The sequence below is a fragment of the Haloarcula amylolytica genome (assembly GCF_049705545.1).
GTDB classification, from domain to species: Archaea; Halobacteriota; Halobacteria; order Halobacteriales; family Haloarculaceae; genus Haloarcula; species Haloarcula amylolytica_B.
Map to the genome: position 1 here is coordinate 30718 of NZ_JBNAMU010000001.1, position 17428 is coordinate 48145.

22 protein-coding genes are annotated in these 17428 nt (G+C 66.2%); 10 read left to right on the plus strand and 12 right to left on the minus strand.

Annotated elements, in window-relative coordinates:
- Window positions 1-29 precede the first annotated feature (29 nt).
- Window positions 30-404, minus strand: a complete 375-nt coding sequence (locus ACOZ4H_RS00200; RefSeq protein ID WP_058993009.1) for a NifU family protein — start codon at window positions 402-404, stop codon at window positions 30-32.
- Window positions 405-548: 144 nt separating this feature from the next.
- Here ACOZ4H_RS00200 and ACOZ4H_RS00205 point away from each other — a divergent pair, with 144 nt between their 5' ends.
- Complete coding sequence (locus ACOZ4H_RS00205; RefSeq protein WP_424327426.1) at window positions 549-1073, plus strand: helix-turn-helix domain-containing protein; 525 nt, start codon at window positions 549-551, stop codon at window positions 1071-1073.
- 28 nt (window positions 1074-1101) lie between these two features.
- Here the strand turns inward: ACOZ4H_RS00205 and ACOZ4H_RS00210 are convergent, their stop codons facing one another.
- Window positions 1102-1575, minus strand: a complete 474-nt coding sequence (locus ACOZ4H_RS00210; RefSeq protein ID WP_424327427.1) for a DUF6789 family protein — start codon at window positions 1573-1575, stop codon at window positions 1102-1104.
- A 150-nt stretch (window positions 1576-1725) separates the two neighbouring features.
- Here ACOZ4H_RS00210 and ACOZ4H_RS00215 point away from each other — a divergent pair, with 150 nt between their 5' ends.
- Window positions 1726-2298 carry a peroxidase-related enzyme gene (locus tag ACOZ4H_RS00215; protein ID WP_424327428.1) on the plus strand — a complete coding sequence of 191 codons (573 nt, stop codon included), beginning with the start codon at window positions 1726-1728 and terminating at the stop codon, window positions 2296-2298.
- Window positions 2299-2305: 7 nt separating this feature from the next.
- Here the strand turns inward: ACOZ4H_RS00215 and ACOZ4H_RS00220 are convergent, their stop codons facing one another.
- Window positions 2306-2473, minus strand: coding sequence for an FmdB family zinc ribbon protein (locus ACOZ4H_RS00220; RefSeq protein ID WP_424327429.1), 168 nt, complete (start codon window positions 2471-2473; stop codon window positions 2306-2308).
- Window positions 2474-2617: 144 nt separating this feature from the next.
- On the opposite strand from ACOZ4H_RS00220, the gene ACOZ4H_RS00225 reads away from it, so the two are divergent.
- From ACOZ4H_RS00225 to ACOZ4H_RS00245, 5 genes are all read left to right on the plus strand, one after another.
- Window positions 2618-2755, plus strand: coding sequence for a hypothetical protein (locus ACOZ4H_RS00225; RefSeq protein WP_004964745.1), 138 nt, complete (start codon window positions 2618-2620; stop codon window positions 2753-2755).
- Window positions 2756-2829: 74 nt separating this feature from the next.
- Window positions 2830-3810, plus strand: coding sequence for a 4-demethylwyosine synthase TYW1 (gene twy1, locus ACOZ4H_RS00230; RefSeq protein WP_424327430.1), 981 nt, complete (start codon window positions 2830-2832; stop codon window positions 3808-3810).
- Between the two features lie 217 nt (window positions 3811-4027).
- On the plus strand, window positions 4028-4726 hold the full coding sequence (locus tag ACOZ4H_RS00235) for a DUF120 domain-containing protein (RefSeq protein ID WP_424327431.1): 699 nt from the start codon (window positions 4028-4030) through the stop codon (window positions 4724-4726).
- Window positions 4713-5387 carry a 3,4-dihydroxy-2-butanone-4-phosphate synthase gene (ribB, locus tag ACOZ4H_RS00240; RefSeq protein WP_424327432.1) on the plus strand — a complete coding sequence of 225 codons (675 nt, stop codon included), beginning with the start codon at window positions 4713-4715 and terminating at the stop codon, window positions 5385-5387. The genes ACOZ4H_RS00235 and ribB overlap by 14 nt, the downstream gene beginning before the upstream one ends.
- 131 nt (window positions 5388-5518) lie before the next feature.
- The gene (locus tag ACOZ4H_RS00245) at window positions 5519-5965 is read left to right on the plus strand and encodes an RDD family protein (RefSeq protein ID WP_424327433.1); all 447 of its coding nucleotides are present in this window, start codon (window positions 5519-5521) and stop codon (window positions 5963-5965) included.
- A 135-nt stretch (window positions 5966-6100) separates the two neighbouring features.
- Here the strand turns inward: ACOZ4H_RS00245 and ACOZ4H_RS00250 are convergent, their stop codons facing one another.
- Window positions 6101-6337 (minus strand): hypothetical protein, encoded by a 237-nt coding sequence (locus tag ACOZ4H_RS00250; RefSeq protein ID WP_424327434.1) that lies wholly within the window; start codon window positions 6335-6337, stop codon window positions 6101-6103.
- A gap of 207 nt (window positions 6338-6544) precedes the next feature.
- Here ACOZ4H_RS00250 and ACOZ4H_RS00255 point away from each other — a divergent pair, with 207 nt between their 5' ends.
- Window positions 6545-7477 (plus strand): branched-chain amino acid transaminase, encoded by a 933-nt coding sequence (locus ACOZ4H_RS00255; RefSeq protein WP_424327435.1) that lies wholly within the window; start codon window positions 6545-6547, stop codon window positions 7475-7477.
- A 99-nt stretch (window positions 7478-7576) separates the two neighbouring features.
- On the opposite strand, the gene ACOZ4H_RS00260 is transcribed toward ACOZ4H_RS00255, so the two are convergent.
- From ACOZ4H_RS00260 to ACOZ4H_RS00270, 3 genes are all read right to left on the minus strand, one after another.
- On the minus strand, window positions 7577-8236 hold the full coding sequence (locus ACOZ4H_RS00260) for a DUF502 domain-containing protein (RefSeq protein ID WP_424327436.1): 660 nt from the start codon (window positions 8234-8236) through the stop codon (window positions 7577-7579).
- Between the two features lie 110 nt (window positions 8237-8346).
- Window positions 8347-9522 carry a galactonate dehydratase gene (gene dgoD, locus ACOZ4H_RS00265; RefSeq protein ID WP_424327437.1) on the minus strand — a complete coding sequence of 392 codons (1176 nt, stop codon included), beginning with the start codon at window positions 9520-9522 and terminating at the stop codon, window positions 8347-8349.
- Window positions 9523-9742: 220 nt separating this feature from the next.
- Complete coding sequence (locus tag ACOZ4H_RS00270; RefSeq protein WP_424327438.1) at window positions 9743-10624, minus strand: ketopantoate reductase family protein; 882 nt, start codon at window positions 10622-10624, stop codon at window positions 9743-9745.
- Between the two features lie 89 nt (window positions 10625-10713).
- On the opposite strand from ACOZ4H_RS00270, the gene ACOZ4H_RS00275 reads away from it, so the two are divergent.
- Entirely contained in the window at window positions 10714-11271 is a 558-nt protein-coding gene (locus ACOZ4H_RS00275) for a hypothetical protein (RefSeq protein ID WP_424327439.1), read from the plus strand.
- A gap of 81 nt (window positions 11272-11352) precedes the next feature.
- On the opposite strand, the gene ACOZ4H_RS00280 is transcribed toward ACOZ4H_RS00275, so the two are convergent.
- The 3 genes from ACOZ4H_RS00280 to ACOZ4H_RS00290 all read right to left on the minus strand — a co-directional run bounded on the left by ACOZ4H_RS00280 (window position 11353) and on the right by ACOZ4H_RS00290 (window position 14264).
- Complete coding sequence (locus ACOZ4H_RS00280) at window positions 11353-11655, minus strand: DUF7130 family rubredoxin-like protein (protein WP_424327440.1); 303 nt, start codon at window positions 11653-11655, stop codon at window positions 11353-11355.
- A 117-nt stretch (window positions 11656-11772) separates the two neighbouring features.
- Window positions 11773-12981, minus strand: coding sequence for a homoserine O-acetyltransferase MetX (gene metX, locus ACOZ4H_RS00285; protein WP_424327441.1), 1209 nt, complete (start codon window positions 12979-12981; stop codon window positions 11773-11775).
- On the minus strand, window positions 12978-14264 hold the full coding sequence (locus ACOZ4H_RS00290; RefSeq protein ID WP_424327442.1) for an O-acetylhomoserine aminocarboxypropyltransferase/cysteine synthase family protein: 1287 nt from the start codon (window positions 14262-14264) through the stop codon (window positions 12978-12980). Before ACOZ4H_RS00290 ends, metX begins: the two co-directional genes overlap by 4 nt.
- Before the next feature lie 143 nt (window positions 14265-14407).
- Here ACOZ4H_RS00290 and ACOZ4H_RS00295 point away from each other — a divergent pair, with 143 nt between their 5' ends.
- Window positions 14408-15361 (plus strand): AAA family ATPase, encoded by a 954-nt coding sequence (locus tag ACOZ4H_RS00295; protein ID WP_424327443.1) that lies wholly within the window; start codon window positions 14408-14410, stop codon window positions 15359-15361.
- A 5-nt stretch (window positions 15362-15366) separates the two neighbouring features.
- Here the strand turns inward: ACOZ4H_RS00295 and ACOZ4H_RS00300 are convergent, their stop codons facing one another.
- Both ACOZ4H_RS00300 and ACOZ4H_RS00305 read right to left on the minus strand, forming a co-directional pair.
- Window positions 15367-15768: an SHOCT domain-containing protein gene (locus ACOZ4H_RS00300; protein ID WP_424327444.1), complete on the minus strand. Its 402-nt coding sequence runs from the start codon at window positions 15766-15768 to the stop codon at window positions 15367-15369.
- 45 nt (window positions 15769-15813) lie between these two features.
- A complete protein-coding gene (locus ACOZ4H_RS00305; RefSeq protein ID WP_424327445.1) occupies window positions 15814-17427 on the minus strand; it encodes a DUF7519 family protein in 1614 nt (537 codons plus the stop codon).
- Between the last annotated feature and the right edge of the window lies 1 nt (window position 17428).

The following is a 17428-nucleotide window of genomic DNA, read 5'->3' on the forward strand; positions in this document are numbered from 1 at the left end:
CACGAATCTAAAAAGAGCGAGAGCTGGCCTCAGAACGGCGCTTCGGGGCCTTCGTCTTCGTCGCCGCCAACGTCGCCGCCGCGGGACTCGCCGGGGAACGAGGGGCTCATGCCGCCGCTGCCGCCGGACATCCCTTCCTGCTGTTCCATCCCGGTGCGTGCGGTGACCTCGTTGATCTCCGGGATTTCCTTGGTCATGCGCGTCTTGATGGCCTGGATGGTCATCGGCGAGATGCCACAGCCGGAACAGGCGCCGCCGAGGCGGATCGTGACGCTGCCTTCCTCGCGGTCGATCTCCTCGATGGCCGCGCTCCCGCCGTGCATCTGAATCTGGGGGAAGTTGCGGCGCAGGAAGTTCGTGATTCGCTCGCGCAGGTCGTTGGCGTCCTCAGTCTCAGTGCTCATAGTGAATTGTATTCCGTCCCGGGAGGGCTTAGACCTTTGGACTAACATCTATATCACGGGGGATAAACCGCGACCCGCGGGCACCCGTGCCAGTTACCCCGAACACACCTGAAGCTTCTACCGGCGGGGTGAGTAGGCCGGCGTATGACACCCCCCGCTGACGAAACGCGGCTGTTCGAGTGTGAGACCTGCGGCGGCGTCGGCATCGGCGACAACCGACCGAAGTGCTGTGGCGAGCCGATGGCGGCGGCCGAGGCGACGGACGCGGCGGTCAGCGAGCCGTCGCTCGAAACCTTGCTGCAGACCGTCTTCGATATGTCCGGCACCGAGCTGGATGTCTGTCTCTGCGTCATGGAGGGCGGCGAGCTGACCGTGGCGGCGCTGGCCGAACAGATCGGCTACGACCGGAGCGTCGTCGCGCGGCATCTCAACCACCTCGCCGACCTCGGTGTCGTCGAGAAACGCCGGCGCATCAGGCCAGAAGGCGGCCATGTGTACGTCTACACGCCACAGCCGCCCGAAGTAGTGCGTGAGCGGCTCCGCGGAGAGTTCCTGTCGTGGGTCCGGCTGGCGACCGCGCAGTTGGACGACCTGCAGCGCGAGAAGGTCGAGGCGATAGCCGACGCCGGAACCGACGAGCGACAGTGGACCGTGTTTCAGGAGCAGTAGCGGCGACCGCGACGGCTCAGGTTGGGTCTCAGATGCGGTCCACGGTCGCGGCGTAAACGACCGCGAGGACGCCCCCGTAGACGACGTGCCACAGCAGCGACGGCGGCGCGAAGTTCGGGAACGGCGGCGAGGCCGGCGAGCCGACCGCACCGAGCCAGACTGGCATCAGAAGCGCGGCAAAGAGCGCCCAGGTGGCGACGCCCCAGCCGACGCCGAGTCCGAGCAGTTTGCCGGACGATTCCAGACCGAGGACCCTCGCTAGCCCGGCGAACATCACGCCCATCACAGCCCCGTGCGAGAGGTGGACGACGAGACCAGCGGCCGGGCTCGGCGGCGGCGCGAGGCCGTACAGGGACGGGATCGCGACAGCGAGCGTCGCGGTGTTCATCACGAGAATCAAGGCACCCATCACGGCGCTCCCGACGATACCGCCGAGCACGCCGGCTTTCCAGTTGCCGGTACTGACATCGTACGTCTGTGTCGTTTCTGTCGTCGTTGACATGCATACGATTGGTTGCGCCGTCTGTCAAAAGAGCCGGCGTGGCTGTTCGGCCCCGTACCACGTCCCCGGAAGAACTATACACCACCTCTCGTCGGCCATGGCCAGACAGGCAGCCAACTTTCAAGCCGGGGCCGGACGGACATGTGGGGTATGGCAGACTCCGACACAGTGATGGCTCGGTTCGAGACGCCCAAGCTCGACGACCTCCCCGAAGACCTGCAGGACCGCATCGCGGAGGAGACCGACCGCGCCGGCTTCACGCCGAACATCTTCCCGGCGATGGCGTATCGTCCCTCGCATTTCCGGGCGTTCTTCGCGTACCACGACGCGCTGGTCGAGGAGACGGCGCTGGAACGCGAGGAAGTCGAGATGATAATCGTCGCCGTCAGCGGCGTCAACGACTGCCTCTACTGCATCGTTGCCCACGGCGCGCTGCTGCGTATTTACGCCGACGCGCCCAAGCTCGCCGAGCAGGTCGCCGCGAACCACCGGACGGCGGACATCAACGAGACGCACAAGGCGATGCTGGATTTCGCCGTCAAACTGACCGAGTCGCCCGCCCGTATCGAGGAAGCGGACCTCGAACGGCTAGAGGAACACGGCTACAGCCGCCGCGCTATCTGGGACATCGGCAGCGTCGCCGCCTTCTTCAACCTCTCGAACCGCCTCGCACAGCTCGCCGACATCCGCCCGAACGACGAGTTCTACGACCTGGGACGCTGACGCGGCCTCACGCCGCCTCGGCCGGCCGCACTGCCCCAGCGCCACACTCCGGACAGGTCAGGTCCTCGACCGTCGCCGCGCGCTGTGCGAACTCGGTCCCGCAGTCGTCACAGCGGAACCTGTAGTGCTGGTCCCCGGAGCCGAACAGCTCGGAGACCGTGTCAAGCACACCCATACTATGTACTCACTATCCGGAGCCCCCAAAATCTTCCGGCTGAGATACATCTCCGGCGGGATTTGATACATATAGCATACATCACAGCGCGTATCTATACACCTAGTAGTTCTGGTCTTGCCTATCAGGGGCATCCACAGGTGTATGAACAAAACACTCTATCTGATGCAGAAGGACAGCGAAACCCGAATCGAAGTTGACGACGATGGCTACGACCGAATCATGGAGAACGGCAACGTCGTCGGCCACCACATGAGCAACCCCATCGTCAAGCTGACGTAAGGCGCCCGATGGAGCGAACTGGCTGACGCGCAACATCCGGGAGTTTTTGCCGCTGGCTCTTGAAGCCGACAGCAATGAGTGACGCCGACGGCGGTCCGAAGCAGGTCTCGGACCCGGCCTACCACAGCGAGAACCACACGGCCGCCCAGACCTGCGGCTGGACGAAAAACGCCCTTCGCGGCGAAGGGAAGTGTTACAAGTACATTTTCTACGGTATCGAGTCCCACCGATGCATCCAGATGACGCCGGTCGTGAAATGCAACGAGCGGTGCGTGTTCTGCTGGCGGGACCACGCCGGCCACGCCTACGAACTCGGCGACGTGGAGTGGGACGACCCCGCGGCGGTCGCCGATGCCTCCGTGGAACTCCAGCGGAAACTCCTCTCTGGCTTCGGCGGCAACGACGAGGTCCCGCGCGAGGTGTTCGACCAGGCGATGGAGCCGCGCCACGTCGCCATCTCGCTGGACGGCGAACCCACGCTCTACCCACATCTGCCGGAACTCATCGAGGAGTTCCACGACCGCGACATCACCACCTTCCTCGTCTCCAATGGGACCAACACGGAGATGCTGGAGCGGTGTGACCCCACGCAACTGTACGTCTCCGTCGACGCCGCCGACCGCCAGACGTTCGACTCGACGGTGCAGGCGATGGAGGACGACGCCTGGGACTCGCTCATCGACACGCTGGACGTACTGGCCGAGAAAGACGACACCCGCACCGTCATCCGGACGACGCTGGTCAAGGGCCACAACATGCACCACCCCGAGTGGTACGCGGCGATGTGTGACCGGGCCGACGCGGACTTCGTCGAGATGAAGGCGTACATGCACGTCGGCCACTCGCGGGGCCGTCTCGACCGCGACTCGATGCCCGACCACAGCGAGGTCCGCGAGTTCACGCAGAAGATGGGCGAGTACCTCCCCGACCACGACGTGCTGAAGGAGGTCGAGGACTCCCGCGTGGCGATGCTGGCCGAGGACGAGAACACGTGGGTCCCGAAACTGGAGAAGTCGAGCGAGTTCTGGGAACAGGACTCGCTCGTGGAGTACTGAATGCTGCCTGTAGCTCGTGAGTCACTGAGACGACGAGCCGGCACCATCACAGTACTGTGATGGGGTTGAACGTGTTAGGCAGCGATTTAAATTAGATCCGGATCAAACAACAAGACGCGCTTCTGCTACCAACCCCGTACCAGTTTTTCTCCGTTCCAAAAGTGGAATGCATTCCACCTTCGGTATGCTTATCCGGCGGGAATCCCTACTGCGGTGCATGGCTGAATCAACGGGACAGGGCGTCGGTCGGGACGAGCTGGCGACGCTGAAACTGCTCGCCCTCGACGGTGCGCTCGACGAGTCGGCAAAGGTGTCCTGTGCCGATCTCGCGGAACGGCTGGACGCCTCGAACCAGACCGCCTCGCGGCGGCTCCAGCGGCTCGAAGACGCCGGGCTGCTGGCCCGGGACATCGTCAGCGACGGGCAAGAGGTCGAACTGACCGGGGACGGTGAACGCCGCCTCCAGTCGGAGTACGCCGACTACCGGCGGATCTTCGAGTCCGACGCCAGCGTCGACCTGACCGGCGTCGTCACCTCGGGGATGGGGGAGGGACGACACTACATCACGCTGCCGGGCTACATGGAGCAGTTCATCGAGCGACTGGGGTACGAGCCGTTCGCGGGCACGCTCAACCTCGAACTCACGGCCGAGAGCGTCCGCAAGCGGGCGCGGATGAGCGCTATCGAGCCGGTCACCATCGAGGGCTGGGAGGACGACGAGCGGACGTACGGCCCCGCGTACTGCTACCCCGCCTCCATAGAGGGCAGCGACGGCGAGTACGAGCCGGCCCACGTCATCGCCCCCGAGCGGACCCACCACGGGGAGGAGCAACTCGAAGTGATCGCGCCGGAGAAGCTCCGCGATGTGCTGGAACTGGCCGACGGCGACGAGGTGATCGTGCATGTCTCGGAGTGAGGAAACCGCCGTCGACGCCGACAGCGTGGCCGACGCCGTCGCCGCCTTCGCCCGCGGCGAGCCGGTGCTGATCCACGACGCCGCCGACCGGGAAGGCGAGACCGACCTCGTCTATCCGGCCGGAGCCGTCAGTCCCGAGGCCGTCGCCCGGATGCGAAACGACGCCGGTGGGCTCGTCTGCGTCGCCCTCTCGGACCGCGTCGCCGAGGCGCTGGAACTGCCGTTCATGCAGGAGGTCCTCGACCACCCGACGGCGGCCGACCACGACCTCGCCTACGACGAGCGCTCCTCGTTCTCGCTGACGGTGAACCATCGCGACACGTTCACCGGCATCACCGACGACGACCGCTCGCTGACGATCCGAGAGTTGGCCGCCGCCGCGACGGACCCCGACCCAGAGGCGTTCAGCGAGGCGTTCCGGTCGCCGGGCCACGTCCACCTCCTCCGGGCGGCCCCGGACGGCCTGGCCGACCGCGAGGGCCACACCGAACTCGCGCTCGAACTCGCCGACGCGGCCGACCTGCCAGCGGCCGCCGTCGTCTGTGAGATGCTGGACGACGAGACCGGCGCGGCGCTGCCCCCGGCGGCGGCGCGGGCCTACGCCGAGCGCGAGGGCCTCGTGTACGTCGAAGGGGCAAGCCTGCTAGAGCGGTTCGACTGACATCATCGAAGACTCCCAGGTCGGCGAGAGCTGACCGTTAGGGCGTTCACTGGTCATTTTATCGACCTTCGTGAGTATGCATCAGTGGCGTCTGGCTTGGATTTATATCAGTGGCGTGTCAGTCAGCGAGTATGGCCTGGTTCGAACGCCCACAGCCCGAGATGGGCACTGAAGGTGACGTGATCTGGCGACGTGTCGTCGCAATAATAATCGACATCGTGCTTATCGGAGTTATCTCGTCAGTTATCAGCGGTATCCTTAGCCAGGTACGGCTCGCAGTACTCGGGAGTCTACTCGGACTCCTCATCGGGTTCGGCTACTACATCTACCTCGAAGGGACGTACGGCCAGACGATTGGCAAAATGGCTCTCGATATCGTCGTCGTGACAGAGGACGGCGACCCAATCGACTTTGGGCCGGCGGCGATCAGGACCCTCTTGCGAATCGTCGACGTGCTGCCGGCGTTCTATCTGATCGGCTTCGTCGCCGTTCTCGTCACGGACCGCAAACAGCGCCTCGGTGATATCGTCGCGGATACCGTCGTCGTCCGTGCCGGCGAGACTGGGAGCGCGATGTGAGGCAGGGGTCGGACTCTCGGAACGAAGTCACGGCTGTAAATGGAAGTCGACGGCGGGACGGACCGCCGCTTCGCAGTACTTGAAAGGAAGACGAGGCAGCCGACGACTGATTTTGGGACCGCGTTCCGTGGCGCGTTAGAAGGGCGTATCAGCCGCCCTGTACACCTGTCGCGCGACGCTCGCGAGGAGATACAGACCTGCACCGACGACGACAACAGTCCCGACTGTCCGAGAAATGCCGGGAAGCGGCGATTCGACGACGCCGGACAGGTTTCGCGTGACGACCGCTATCTGGATAAGGAGCAGTCCCAGCGGGACCAGCAGCATCGCGACGCCCCGATGGAGAGACCGTTGCAGAGCGGACTCTGACATACCGGAGCCACACGATTGTGGTCGGTATAGTGTTTACTCACTTGCGGGCACCCGACGCTGCCCGGTCCCCCGAAAGCAAACGCCCGCGAGTCGACCGTCAACACTCTTAAACACGGACATCAATGGAGTAGATATGACACACGACGAGACAGCAGGGGGCATCACCCGCGGGCACCGTGACTGCCGACGCACCGGGGAGGGCGCACGATGAGCGACCGTCCGGAGATGTTCGAGGGGGCCGACCGTATCTGGATGGACGGCGAGTTCGTCGACTTCGAGGACGCACAGACCCACGTTCTCACGCACGCGCTGCACTACGGGACCGGCGTCTTCGAGGGCGTCCGCTGTTACGACACCGAGCAGGGACCGGCCATCTTCCGCTGGGAGGAACACCTGGACCGCCTGTACAAATCGGCGAAACCCTACGACCTCGACATCGAGTTCAGCAAGGACGAACTCACCGAGGCGACGACGGAACTCATCGAGACGGAAGGGTTCGAGTCGTGTTACATCCGCCCCATCGTTTACTACGGCTTCGATTCGCTCGGCGTGAGCCCGAAGAGTTGCCCCACGAAAACCACCATCGCGGCGTGGCCGTGGGGCGCGTATCTGGGCGAGGAAGCGCTGGAAGACGGCGTCGACGTGATGGTGTCGTCCTGGCGCAAACACGCCTCCAGCCAGATTCCGACCAACATCAAGACCACGGGGCTGTACGTCAACAGCATGCTCGCCGGCGAGGAGGCCCGCCGCAACGGCTACACCGAGGCAATCGTCCTGAACAAGGAGGGCAACGTCGCCGAAGGCCCGGGCGAGAACATCTTCATGGTCCGCGACGGGGAGATTTACACCCCCGGACTGGCCGAGAGTATCCTCGAAGGCATCACCCGCAACACCGCAATCACGCTCGCCGAGGAGATGGGCTACACCGTCCACGAGGAAGCGACCATCTCTCGCGGTGAGCTGTACACCGCCGACGAACTGTTCTTTACCGGCACCGCGGCGGAGGTCACGCCCATCCGGAGCGTCGACGACAACGAGATCGGTAAAGGGACCAAAGGGCCGGTTACCGACGAACTCCAGTCCGCGTTCTTCGATGTCATCGAGAGCGGCGACCGCGAAGAGTGGTTCCACTACATCTGATCGCGCACTGAGCGGCGCTTTCATACGGACTGCTGTACGTCAGTTCCGCATCGACCGCCTACAGTCGGTTGTCGCGGGAAACAGGGACAGGAGTCCGCATCAATCGTCCGAGAGTTCTTCCTCGTCGGCGACCGGAATCGGCGTGGCGTTGCTGCGGTCCGTGTCGCCGAACCCGGCGCTGAGGATTCGCGTCAGCGCTTCCTCGACGCGCTCGTCGATTTCCTCGTAGCGGTGCGGTTCGACCTCGACGACGTAGCCGGTCGTGATGTTCGGCGCCGTCGGCAGGAAGAGCACCTCGCGGCCGTCGTCGGTCGTCTGTCCCGTTTTGAACGCCGTCATTCGCATCCCGTCCCACACTTCGAGTTTCACCGGCGACTGGAGTTCTTCAGTCCCCGAGACGGCCGTTTCGACCGCCATCTTCGAGGCGTTGTACACCACCCTGAGTCCGGGGACGTGGTTCATCGCGTCGTCGATGGCCCGTTCGACGATGTCGCCGAAGGCCGTCCGCATCAGGTACCCGATGGAGAACACGATGAGGATGAAGATAATCAGCGTCGTGAACACCCGAGCGAGTTCAACAGAAGAGGTTCCCGAGGGGAGTCCAAGCGCCGCTAACAGTTCGGCGTCAATAGCCGGGATGACCGCCGCGGACGCGAGGATAGAGTAGAGGTAGAGGATAACGTAAATCGTCACCAGCAGGGGCAACAGGACGATGAGCCCGCTCGCGAAATCGCGCTTCCACGACGTGGAGGAGGCCATACAGGTACCTATCGGGCGCGGGATATGAGCCCTTTCCTTTGGTACGTGTGTGCCGCCGGTCGCGGGGCCGAGCCCGCGAGAACCGCGCGGGCGGCGAGGCAGTGGCCGACCTACCACTCGGCGACGCTGCCGTCGTCGTGTCGCCAGACGGGGTTGTGCCAGTCGACGTCCTGCTGGGACTGCTCCCGGAGGAACGCCTCGTCGACGTCGATGCCCAGGCCGGGGTCGGTCGGGACGGTGACGAACCCGTCCTCGTAGTCGAACACCGACGGGTCCGCGAGGTAGTCCAGCACGTCCGAGGTCTCGTTGTAGTGGATGTCGATGCTCTGCTCCTGGATGAGGGCGTTCGGCGAGCAGGCGTCGACCTGCACGCAGGAGGCCAGCGCAACGGGGCCGAGGGGGCAGTGGGGCGCCATCGCCACGTCGTAGGCCTCGGCCATCGACGCGATCTTGTACACTTCGGTGATGCCGCCGGCGTGGGAGAGGTCCGGCTGGATCACGTCGACGGCACCGTCCTCGAACACCTCCTTGTAGTCCCAGCGCGAATACATCCGCTCGCCGGTCGCAATCGGGATGTCGGTGTGGGCCGCAAGCGCCGGCAGCGCGTCGTTGTGTTCGGGCAACACCGGTTCCTCGATGAACATCGGTTCGTAGGGCTCCATCGCGGACGCCAGGCGCTTGACCATTGGCTTCGTGACGCGGCCGTGGAAGTCGACGCCGATGTCGACCTCCGGGCCGACGGCCTCCCTGACCTCCCGGAGGCGGGTCGCGGCGGCCTCGACAGTGGCCGGGTTGTCGACGCGCTCGATCTCGGGCGTCGCGTTCATCTTCAGCGCCGTGAACCCGGCGTCGACCTGCTCCTGAGCGGCGCTGGCTACGTCGGAGGGCTCGTCGCCGCCGATCCACTGGTACACCCGAATCCGGTCCCGTGCCTGGCCGCCCAGCAGCTGGTGGACGGGTGCGCCGAGTTGCTTCCCTTTGATGTCCCACAGCGCCTGGTCGATACCGGCGATGGCGGACATCAGGACCGGGCCGCCGCGGTAGAAGCCGCCGCGGTACATCGCCTGCCAGTGGTCCTGGATGTTCTCGGGGTTCTCCCCGACGAGATAGCCGTCCAGTAGTTCTTCAACAGCAGCGCGCACGGTGTGGGCCCGCCCCTCGACGACGGGTTCGCCCCAGCCGACGGTGCCGTCGGCAGTCTCCAGCCGAAGGAAGAGCCACCGCGGCGGCACCTCGAACAGTTCGTAGTCGACGATGCGGCTCCCGCCCGCGTCGTCCGCTGTCATACCAGTGCCCTCCCAGTTGTGACACGCGAGCCAGCCCTACTGGCATCACTACGCGGTGGTTCAGGACGCCATCCGGCGATCTGTGTGGTCATGAGAGGGACATCGGTGACACGATATTTAGATTGTGTCATCCCCATCGCTTCCGGTAGCCGCTACTATACCACCGACGTACACGGGTGTGTGAACGACGCGCCGTCACGTCGCCGGCGTGCCAACCGATCTATCCGCGGTACTGCTCCCACGTGCGGACGAGACCGGCAAGCGTCTCGTTCACAGGCACCGACTTGGTCGCGGTGTCGGCGACGTACCCGTTGATCGCGTCGATCTCCGTTTGCTGGCCGGCCGAGATGTCCTGATACATTGACGAATGGTTGGCGGCAGTGTCACCGATAACAGTTTCGGCGAGCGATACCGCACGCTCGTCCGAGAGGTCGATCCCCTGTTCGCGGGCGACGGCGGCCGTCTCCCGGGCGGCGCTCCCGGCGATGGCGTCGGCCGGCGAGTCGGCCAGTGCCCCGTTCTCCACGCGGGCGAGCGCCGTCACGGCGTTGATGCCGGCGTTGACCGCGAGTTTCTCCCAGAGGCGGGTCGGCATGTCCGCTGCGACGGTCGTCTCGATGCCGGCCGCCCGGAACGCCGTCCCGACGTCGTCGGCGACTGCGGACCGGCCGCCGTGGCGGTCCCCGAGCACGATGTCGCCGCGGCCGGTGAACGCCACGGTTCCCGGCTCCCGGAGCCGCGCGCCGTAGGAGCACGTCCCCGCGAGCACCGGACAGTCGAGTTCGGCGGCCAACTGAGCCTCGTTGCCCATTCCATTCTGTAGCGAGAGACAGGCACCGAGTGTGCAATCCGCGAGGTCCGCTGCAACGGCAGCGGTGTCGTAGGCTTTGACCGTCACCAGCGCGAGGTCGGCACTCTGCGGGATCGTCGTCTGTGCGCTCGGCCGGACCCGGAACTGCTCGGTCCCCACCACCGAGAGACCGTTCTCGCTGACGCTGCCCACGTGTGGTTCGCGGCCCACCAGCGTCACGTCGTGTTCTCGGGCGAGCAGGCCACCGACGAGACTGCCGAGGCTTCCGGCCCCGACAACGACGACATCCATATCGACGAGCAGGGACGGCCCGAACAAAAACCTACCACCGGCGTGCCGGAATCAGCACGCACTTGGCCGCGAGCGCCGAACGAGCGAGCATGGGCGACTCCGACGACGCCGAGGCGGTAGTTCGGGCCATCGACGAGATCGGTATCGACCGGCTGACCGAGACAATCGTCACGGCGTGGGAGGGACTCGGCAGCGGTGTCGAACCGGGCCCGACCTGGCCGGAGGACGAAATCAGGCACCGGTTCGAGCTGTCCGAACCCGGCGAAGCGGTCGGGCTGGACGTGCTCGCGGCGGTGCTGGACGCGTCACCGCGGGGCCCCACAGAAGCGTTTGTCCACCTCGGGCTGGGGCGACGGGATAACCCCGGCGGCGAGCGGTTCGCCGTCGAGACGATTGCGGGCCACACCGATGTCTCGGCTACCGACACCCACACGACCGGGACGGTACCGATGACGGCAGAGACGTTCGACGCGCTGGCGCGAGTCTACGGGAGGTCGCTGGTGTACGCGGTCGTCTGTGACGAGGACGGGCGGGCGATCCTCGAACGGGACTGGACGACGCTACAGTTCTCGCTCCCGCCGTCGGCCGTCGAGACCGTGCGGGACGCGGTCGGGTCGGCCGCCGGCGAGCGGTTCGAGCAGGTGTAATCGCGTACGAGCTGTCGTCGTCTCCTGGCGAAGACGCACTCCAAGCAGGGGTTCACCGAAACACAGCGACAGCGGTCCGAATCAGTCCTCCTGCCAGTAGTAGATGTCCTCTTTCTGTGCGCCACAGGACGGACATTCGTCGGGGATATCCTCGATCTTGCCCATCTCACCGCATTCCCAGCAGCGCCACATCAGTTCGGCCTCGCCCGCGGCCCCGGCGCTGAGATGCTCGCTCGACATGGACTCAATGCCGTCCTCGACCGTGACGTAGAAGCCGTGTTCGTCGAACCCGCGGATGGTCCCGAGCTCGTTGCCATCCTCGTCGTACACCGTCTGTCCGAACGAATACTCCTCGCTTTCGATGTTCGTGGTCATGTCAGCCATACATAGAACTAGTCGGAGCGAGATGTGTTAAATGCTAGCGTGGGACAGAACATGCATGATTGACGAACCGAATCGTGTCAGCAAACCCGCGGGCTGACGGACCGCACGCCCGCACCGCTACCGCGAGAAGAGGCTATTGTGGACCGGTGCGAAATCACTCTCCTGGCTGTCCTCGACGACAGAATCGGTGACGGCCTTGCCGTCGACGCCGGCGTCAAGGAAGTCCGCGAGCGGCGGCCCGACGTTGTCCGGTTCGACGAGGAACGCGTCGTGGCCGTGGTCGGAGTCGATGACGTGGTGGGCGACGTTCGCGTCGGCCTCCCGGAGCGAGTCGGCCAGGGCCTCCGCCTGCTGGGTGGTGAAGTGCCAGTCGGCGGTAAAGGACATCACCAGCGCGTCGCCGTCGAACGCCGCCAGCGCGTCCGCGTCGGACTCGAACCCGGCGGCGAGGTCGTAGTTGTCCATCGCCCGGGTCAGGTAGAGGTAGCTGTTGGCGTCGAAGCGCTCGGTGAATTTCTCGGCGTTGTAGTCGAGATACGACTCCACGTCCCGGTACGGGAAGAACGCGCCCGCGGCGTCGGTGGGGAACGTGCGGACGGCGTCCCGACCGGCGGCGCGGCGGCCGAAGCGACGCTCCATCGACGCCTTCGAGAGGTACATCACGTGGCCCAGTTGGCGGGCCAGCGCCAGGCCGTCGCTCGGTGGGTCCTGATCCTCGCCGTAATAGTGGCCCTGGTTCCAGTTCGGGTCGGTCGTGATGGCCCGGCGGGCGATGGCGTCCAGCGCGAGACACTGCGTGTCCAGTCGCGCGGCGGCGGCGATGGGGACGATGCGGTCGACGTGGTCCGGGTGGCGCTTGGCCCACTCCAAAACGTTCATGCCGCCGACGCTGCCGCCGACGACGGCGTGGAGGTGGGGAATCCCGAGTTCGTCCAGCAGGGCGCGCTGGGCCTCGGTCCAGTCCGTGACGGTGACCGGCGGGAAGTCGGTGCCATAGGGCTCGCCCGTCTCCGGGTTCTCGCTCTTCGGCCCCGTCGACCCGTAGCACGAGCCGGGCACGTTCGCACAGATGACGTAGTACTCCGTGGTGTCGATAGCCTTGCCCGGTCCGACGATGTCGTCCCACCAGGCGCGCGCCTGGTCGGCGCTGTCGACCCGGTCGCGGCCGGCGACGTGGGCGCTGCCGGTCAGCGCGTGACAGACCAGCACCGCGTTGTCGCCGTCGAACTCCCCGTAGGCCTCGTAGGTGATTTCGAGGTCCGGAATCGTCTCCCCGGCATCGAACTCGAACTCGCCGACTGAGACAGTGTTGTGTTCGACGTTCATGTCACACGGTCGATTGTGGCGTCGATATCTGCGATGATGTCTTCGGGGTCTTCGATGCCGACGCTGAACCGGAGGAGGTCCGGCGTCACGCCGCTGGCTCGCTGTTCCTCCTCGCTGAGTTGGGCGTGGGTGGTCGAGGCCGGGTGGATGACCAGCGTCTTCGCGTCGCCGATGTTGGCGAGGAACTGCGCGAGTTCAGTCTCCTCGCAGAACCGCCGCCCGGCGTCGTAGCCGGCTTCCAGCCCGAAGGTGACGATGCCGCCGAACCCACCGGAGAGGTACTGCTGTGCCAGGTCGTGGGTCTCGTGGCTCTCCAGTCCGGGATAGGTGACCCAGGCGACCTCGGGGTGGTCGTCGAGGTGCTGTGCGACGGTCATCGCGTTCTCGCAGTGGCGCCCCATCCGCAGGGAGAGGGTCTCGGCTCCCTGGAGGGTCGCCCAGGCGTCGAAGGGCTTCTGGCCGTCACCCAGCGAGCGGAGGGCGCGCTGGCGGGCAGCGACGGAGAAGGCGCGGTCGCCGAAGGCCTCGGTGAAGTTCTTGCCGAAGGCCTCGTTCTCGCCGCCCAGTTCCGGGAACTTCTCGGGGTACTCGTCCCAGGGGAACGAGCCGCCGTCGACGAGGACGCCGCCGACGGTCGTCCCGGAGCCGTGGATCCACTTCGTCGTCGACTCCCAGAGGAGGTCGACGCCGTGGTCGAGCGGATTACACAGCGCTGGCGTGCCGAACGTGTTGTCGACGAAGACGGGGACGCCGTGGTCGTGGGCGACGTCGGCGATCTCCTCCATCGGGGGGGTCACGAGCGAGGGATTGCCGATGGTCTCGAAGTGGACGTAGGCCGTGTCCTCGTCGATGGCCTCGGCGTATGCGTCCGGGTCGAGCGTGTCGACGAACCGCGTCTCGATTCCCCGGCGGCTGGCGGTCTTCGAGAAGTACGAATGCGTGCCGCCGTAGATAGAGGAGGCCGTCACGACGTTGTCGCCGTTGGCCGCGAGGACGAACGTGCCGGCGTCGAGCGCGGCCATCCCGGACCCTGTCGCGACGGCGTCGACAGCGTTTTCGAGCGACGCGATACGGTTTTCGAGCATCCGGACAGTCGGATTGTCGAACCGCGAGTAGACGTTGCCGTCGTCCTCCAGCGCGTACCGGTCGGCCGCGGTGTCGGCGTCCTCGAAGACATACGACGAAGTCTGATAGATGGGCGGCGCGCGCGCCCCTGTCGCCGGGTCCGGCTCCTCCTGGCCGGCGTGGACACAGCGCGTCCCGAATCCGTAGTCGTTAGTCATGTGCAGTATGCATATATCTCTAGCTATCTATAACTCAGAGTTACGGCAATACTCTCTGATTGTGAGAAGATGGCACGGGATCGGGCCGCCCGCCGGCGAAACCGAGGGAGAGGGTATTTGTCGGTGGCTGTCTACACGCCGGTATGGACCACGACACTGCCGGACGAACCAGCCGACAGATCCTCGACGCGGTCGGCAGTGCCGTCATCGCCGACGACCACTTCCTCGAAACGGTCATGACCGGCATCCTCGCCAGGGGCCACGTCCTGCTGGAGGACGTGCCCGGCACGGGGAAGACGCTCACCGCCCAGTCGTTCGCGACGGCACTCGACCTCTCGTTCAAACGGGTGCAGTTCACGCCGGACCTGCTGCCGTCCGACATCACCGGCTCGAACGTGTTCAACGAGGCCACCGGCGAGTTCGACTTCCAGCCCGGCCCCGTCTTCGCCAACGTCGTGCTGGCCGACGAGATCAACCGCGCGCCACCCAAGACCCAGGCCGCGTTGCTCGAGGCGATGGGCGAGAAGCAGGTGACCGTCGACGGCGTGACCCACGACCTGCCCGACCCGTTTTTCGTCATCGCCACGCAGAACCCCGTCGAACAGGAGGGGACCTTCGGCCTGCCCGAGGCACAGCGGGACCGCTTCATCGTCAAGACTTCGATGGGCTACCCCGACTTCGGCGGCGAGCGCGAACTCATCGACCGCCGCGCCGACCGGACGGCCCAGGCCCCGAGCGTCACCAGCGTCATCGACGGCGAGCGCCTGCCGGCGCTCCAGCGGACTGTCGAAACGGTCACCGTCGACGGCACGCTCCGGGACTACGTCGTCGAACTCGGCCGCGCCACTCGCGAGGACGACCGCGTCGATGTCGGCGTCTCCCCGCGGGGCATCCAGCGGCTGTTCGAGGCGACCCGCGCCGCCGCGGTCCTCGACGGCCGCGACTACGCCGTGCCCGATGACGTAAAAAACGTCGTCGAGGAGGCGTTCGCCCACCGACTCGTCCTGACCGCGGACGCGGGCGTCCGCGGCGTCGACCCGGCGACTGTCGTCGACGACGTGCTGGACCGCGTCGAAGTGCCGGCCGTCAGCCCCTGAGCGTTTCAGGGCCGCTCGGTTTCGCGCTCCCGCACCGCTGCACCGTCTTCGACATCTTCCAGCGTCTCCGTTTCCAGCAGTCGCTCGAGTTTCCGTTCGAACTGTTCGTCGGTCAGCTTCCCCTCGGCGTACCTGCGGCGCAGGCGCTCCAGCGGTGTTTCGTCGGTATCGGCAGACGACGCCTGTACCGCTTCTGTCTCGTCGACACTCCCTTCCGCCGCCTCCTCGTCCGCATCGCCGTACAGCAGTTCAGTCAACGGGACGACCACGACGTAGCCGACGAGCAGCGCCGCGAGCCACCATTCCTGACCGGTGACGAGGGCAACGAGCCAGAACCCGGTGACCGCCAAAGCGGCGAGTTCCGTCGCGTTGTCTCTGGCCCGTTCTCGCGGGGATTGATCGGTCATACTGTCGGCTTGACAGCACTGCACAAAGGGTTGTTCGGTGCGGCCCTATCGTATCGCAGCCACCAGCGCCAGCACGGCGACGAGACAGACCACGAGGCCCGCCACGGCGACCGATGGCGCGACAGCAACAGCGCCCTGGGCGACCTCAGACAGACCCAGCGTCGCCGCCGCACCGACGCCGCCGACCGCGACGGTCCCGCCGGTGTGGACGAGTTCCGCGCGGCGCGTCGCGGTCCCGGTGCCGACCTCGCGCCCGAGCGTCGTCCCGAAGGAGCCGGCGTCCCAGACGACGACCGCACCGACCAGACCCGCGAGCACTAACCACGTCGGCGTCGAAAGCGTCGCGGCGAACGCGCTCGCACCGAACAGGCCGGCCGCAGCGAGCGTAACGCCGGCCGTCCGCTCGCACAGATAGCTCGTCGCCAGCGCCACCCATAGCTGTCCGGTCGCGCTGATGACCGAAAACAGCGCCACGACGGTCAGCGCCAGCGTGACGGTCTCGGGGCCGTACACGTCCAGTATCGGAGCCAAAAGCTGATCGACGGCGGTCGCGGCCGGCGTTGCCCTGAGCGCCATCTCGATGGCACCGACCGCCGGCCCCGCGACCGCCACCGCGGCGAGCGTGATGACGCCCCCACCGACGTATGGCGCGAGGACGGACCCGACGCGGTCGGCCGAACTCTGGACCGCGCGCCGGAGGAACCAGACGGCCACCGAAGCGACCGTCCCGCCGAGGAACAGCCACCAGAGGAGGCCGCGGAGGCCCGGCGCGGCTGTGACTGCGACGATGAGGTCGTACAGCCCGCCAGGGAGTAACTCGGCCATGGATTCCTGGCCGAGACCCAGTTCGAACAGGCCGGCGACTGGCGCGGCCAGCAGGGCGAGCCGGCCCGTCCAGCGGAGCGTCCGCTCGACGGCGCCGACGGTCCCGTCGATGTCGGGCGCGTCGCTCGTTTCCGGGACGAGTTCGGAAAGCGGCAAGGCGTCGAGTCCGCGGGCCAGCGCCGCGGCGGCGAGGGCGAGCAGCAGACTGAAGATAGCGATATGCGTTCGGCCGGGAACCGGGTCGAACACCGGCCCCAGCACCCGAGTGAGGACCTCGCCGGTCAGTTGCTGGACGCCTGGAGTATCGGCGTTGGACTGCAAGAAGTCGACGGCACCTCGCGTGAACAGCGCGAGGGCGACGACGAACGGAACGACGGTTGTCCGCACGACAACGCCGCCGTAGGTCCCCACCCGTTCGATATCGACAACGCCGCGGGTGGCCGCGGTCGCACCGAAGACGGCGGTCAGGCAGCCGAGGACGACGAACACCTGCGACACCAGCGTGACGACTGCCGGTCGGACGCCGGCCTGCGAGGAGACTGGAAACAGTTCCGCACCGAGCGTGACGACCGAGCCGCCGGTGGCGACCGAGAGCCCGACGGCGACCGGCAGCGCGAGGACGCTGGCCAGTACCGTCCCGACCGCCTGCCAGCGGTCCCAGCCACTCAGCCACAGCGAGAGCGCTAACAGAACACCAGTGGCCGCACCGACAATAGCGGCCCGGTCGGCGGAGACGGTTCCCAGCAGTCCCGCGACCAGCACCGCCGTCACGCCGACGACGGTAGCGAGGCTGGTCCAAGGCATCCGGGTCGAGAGTGTGGTGTGGTCGTCCATA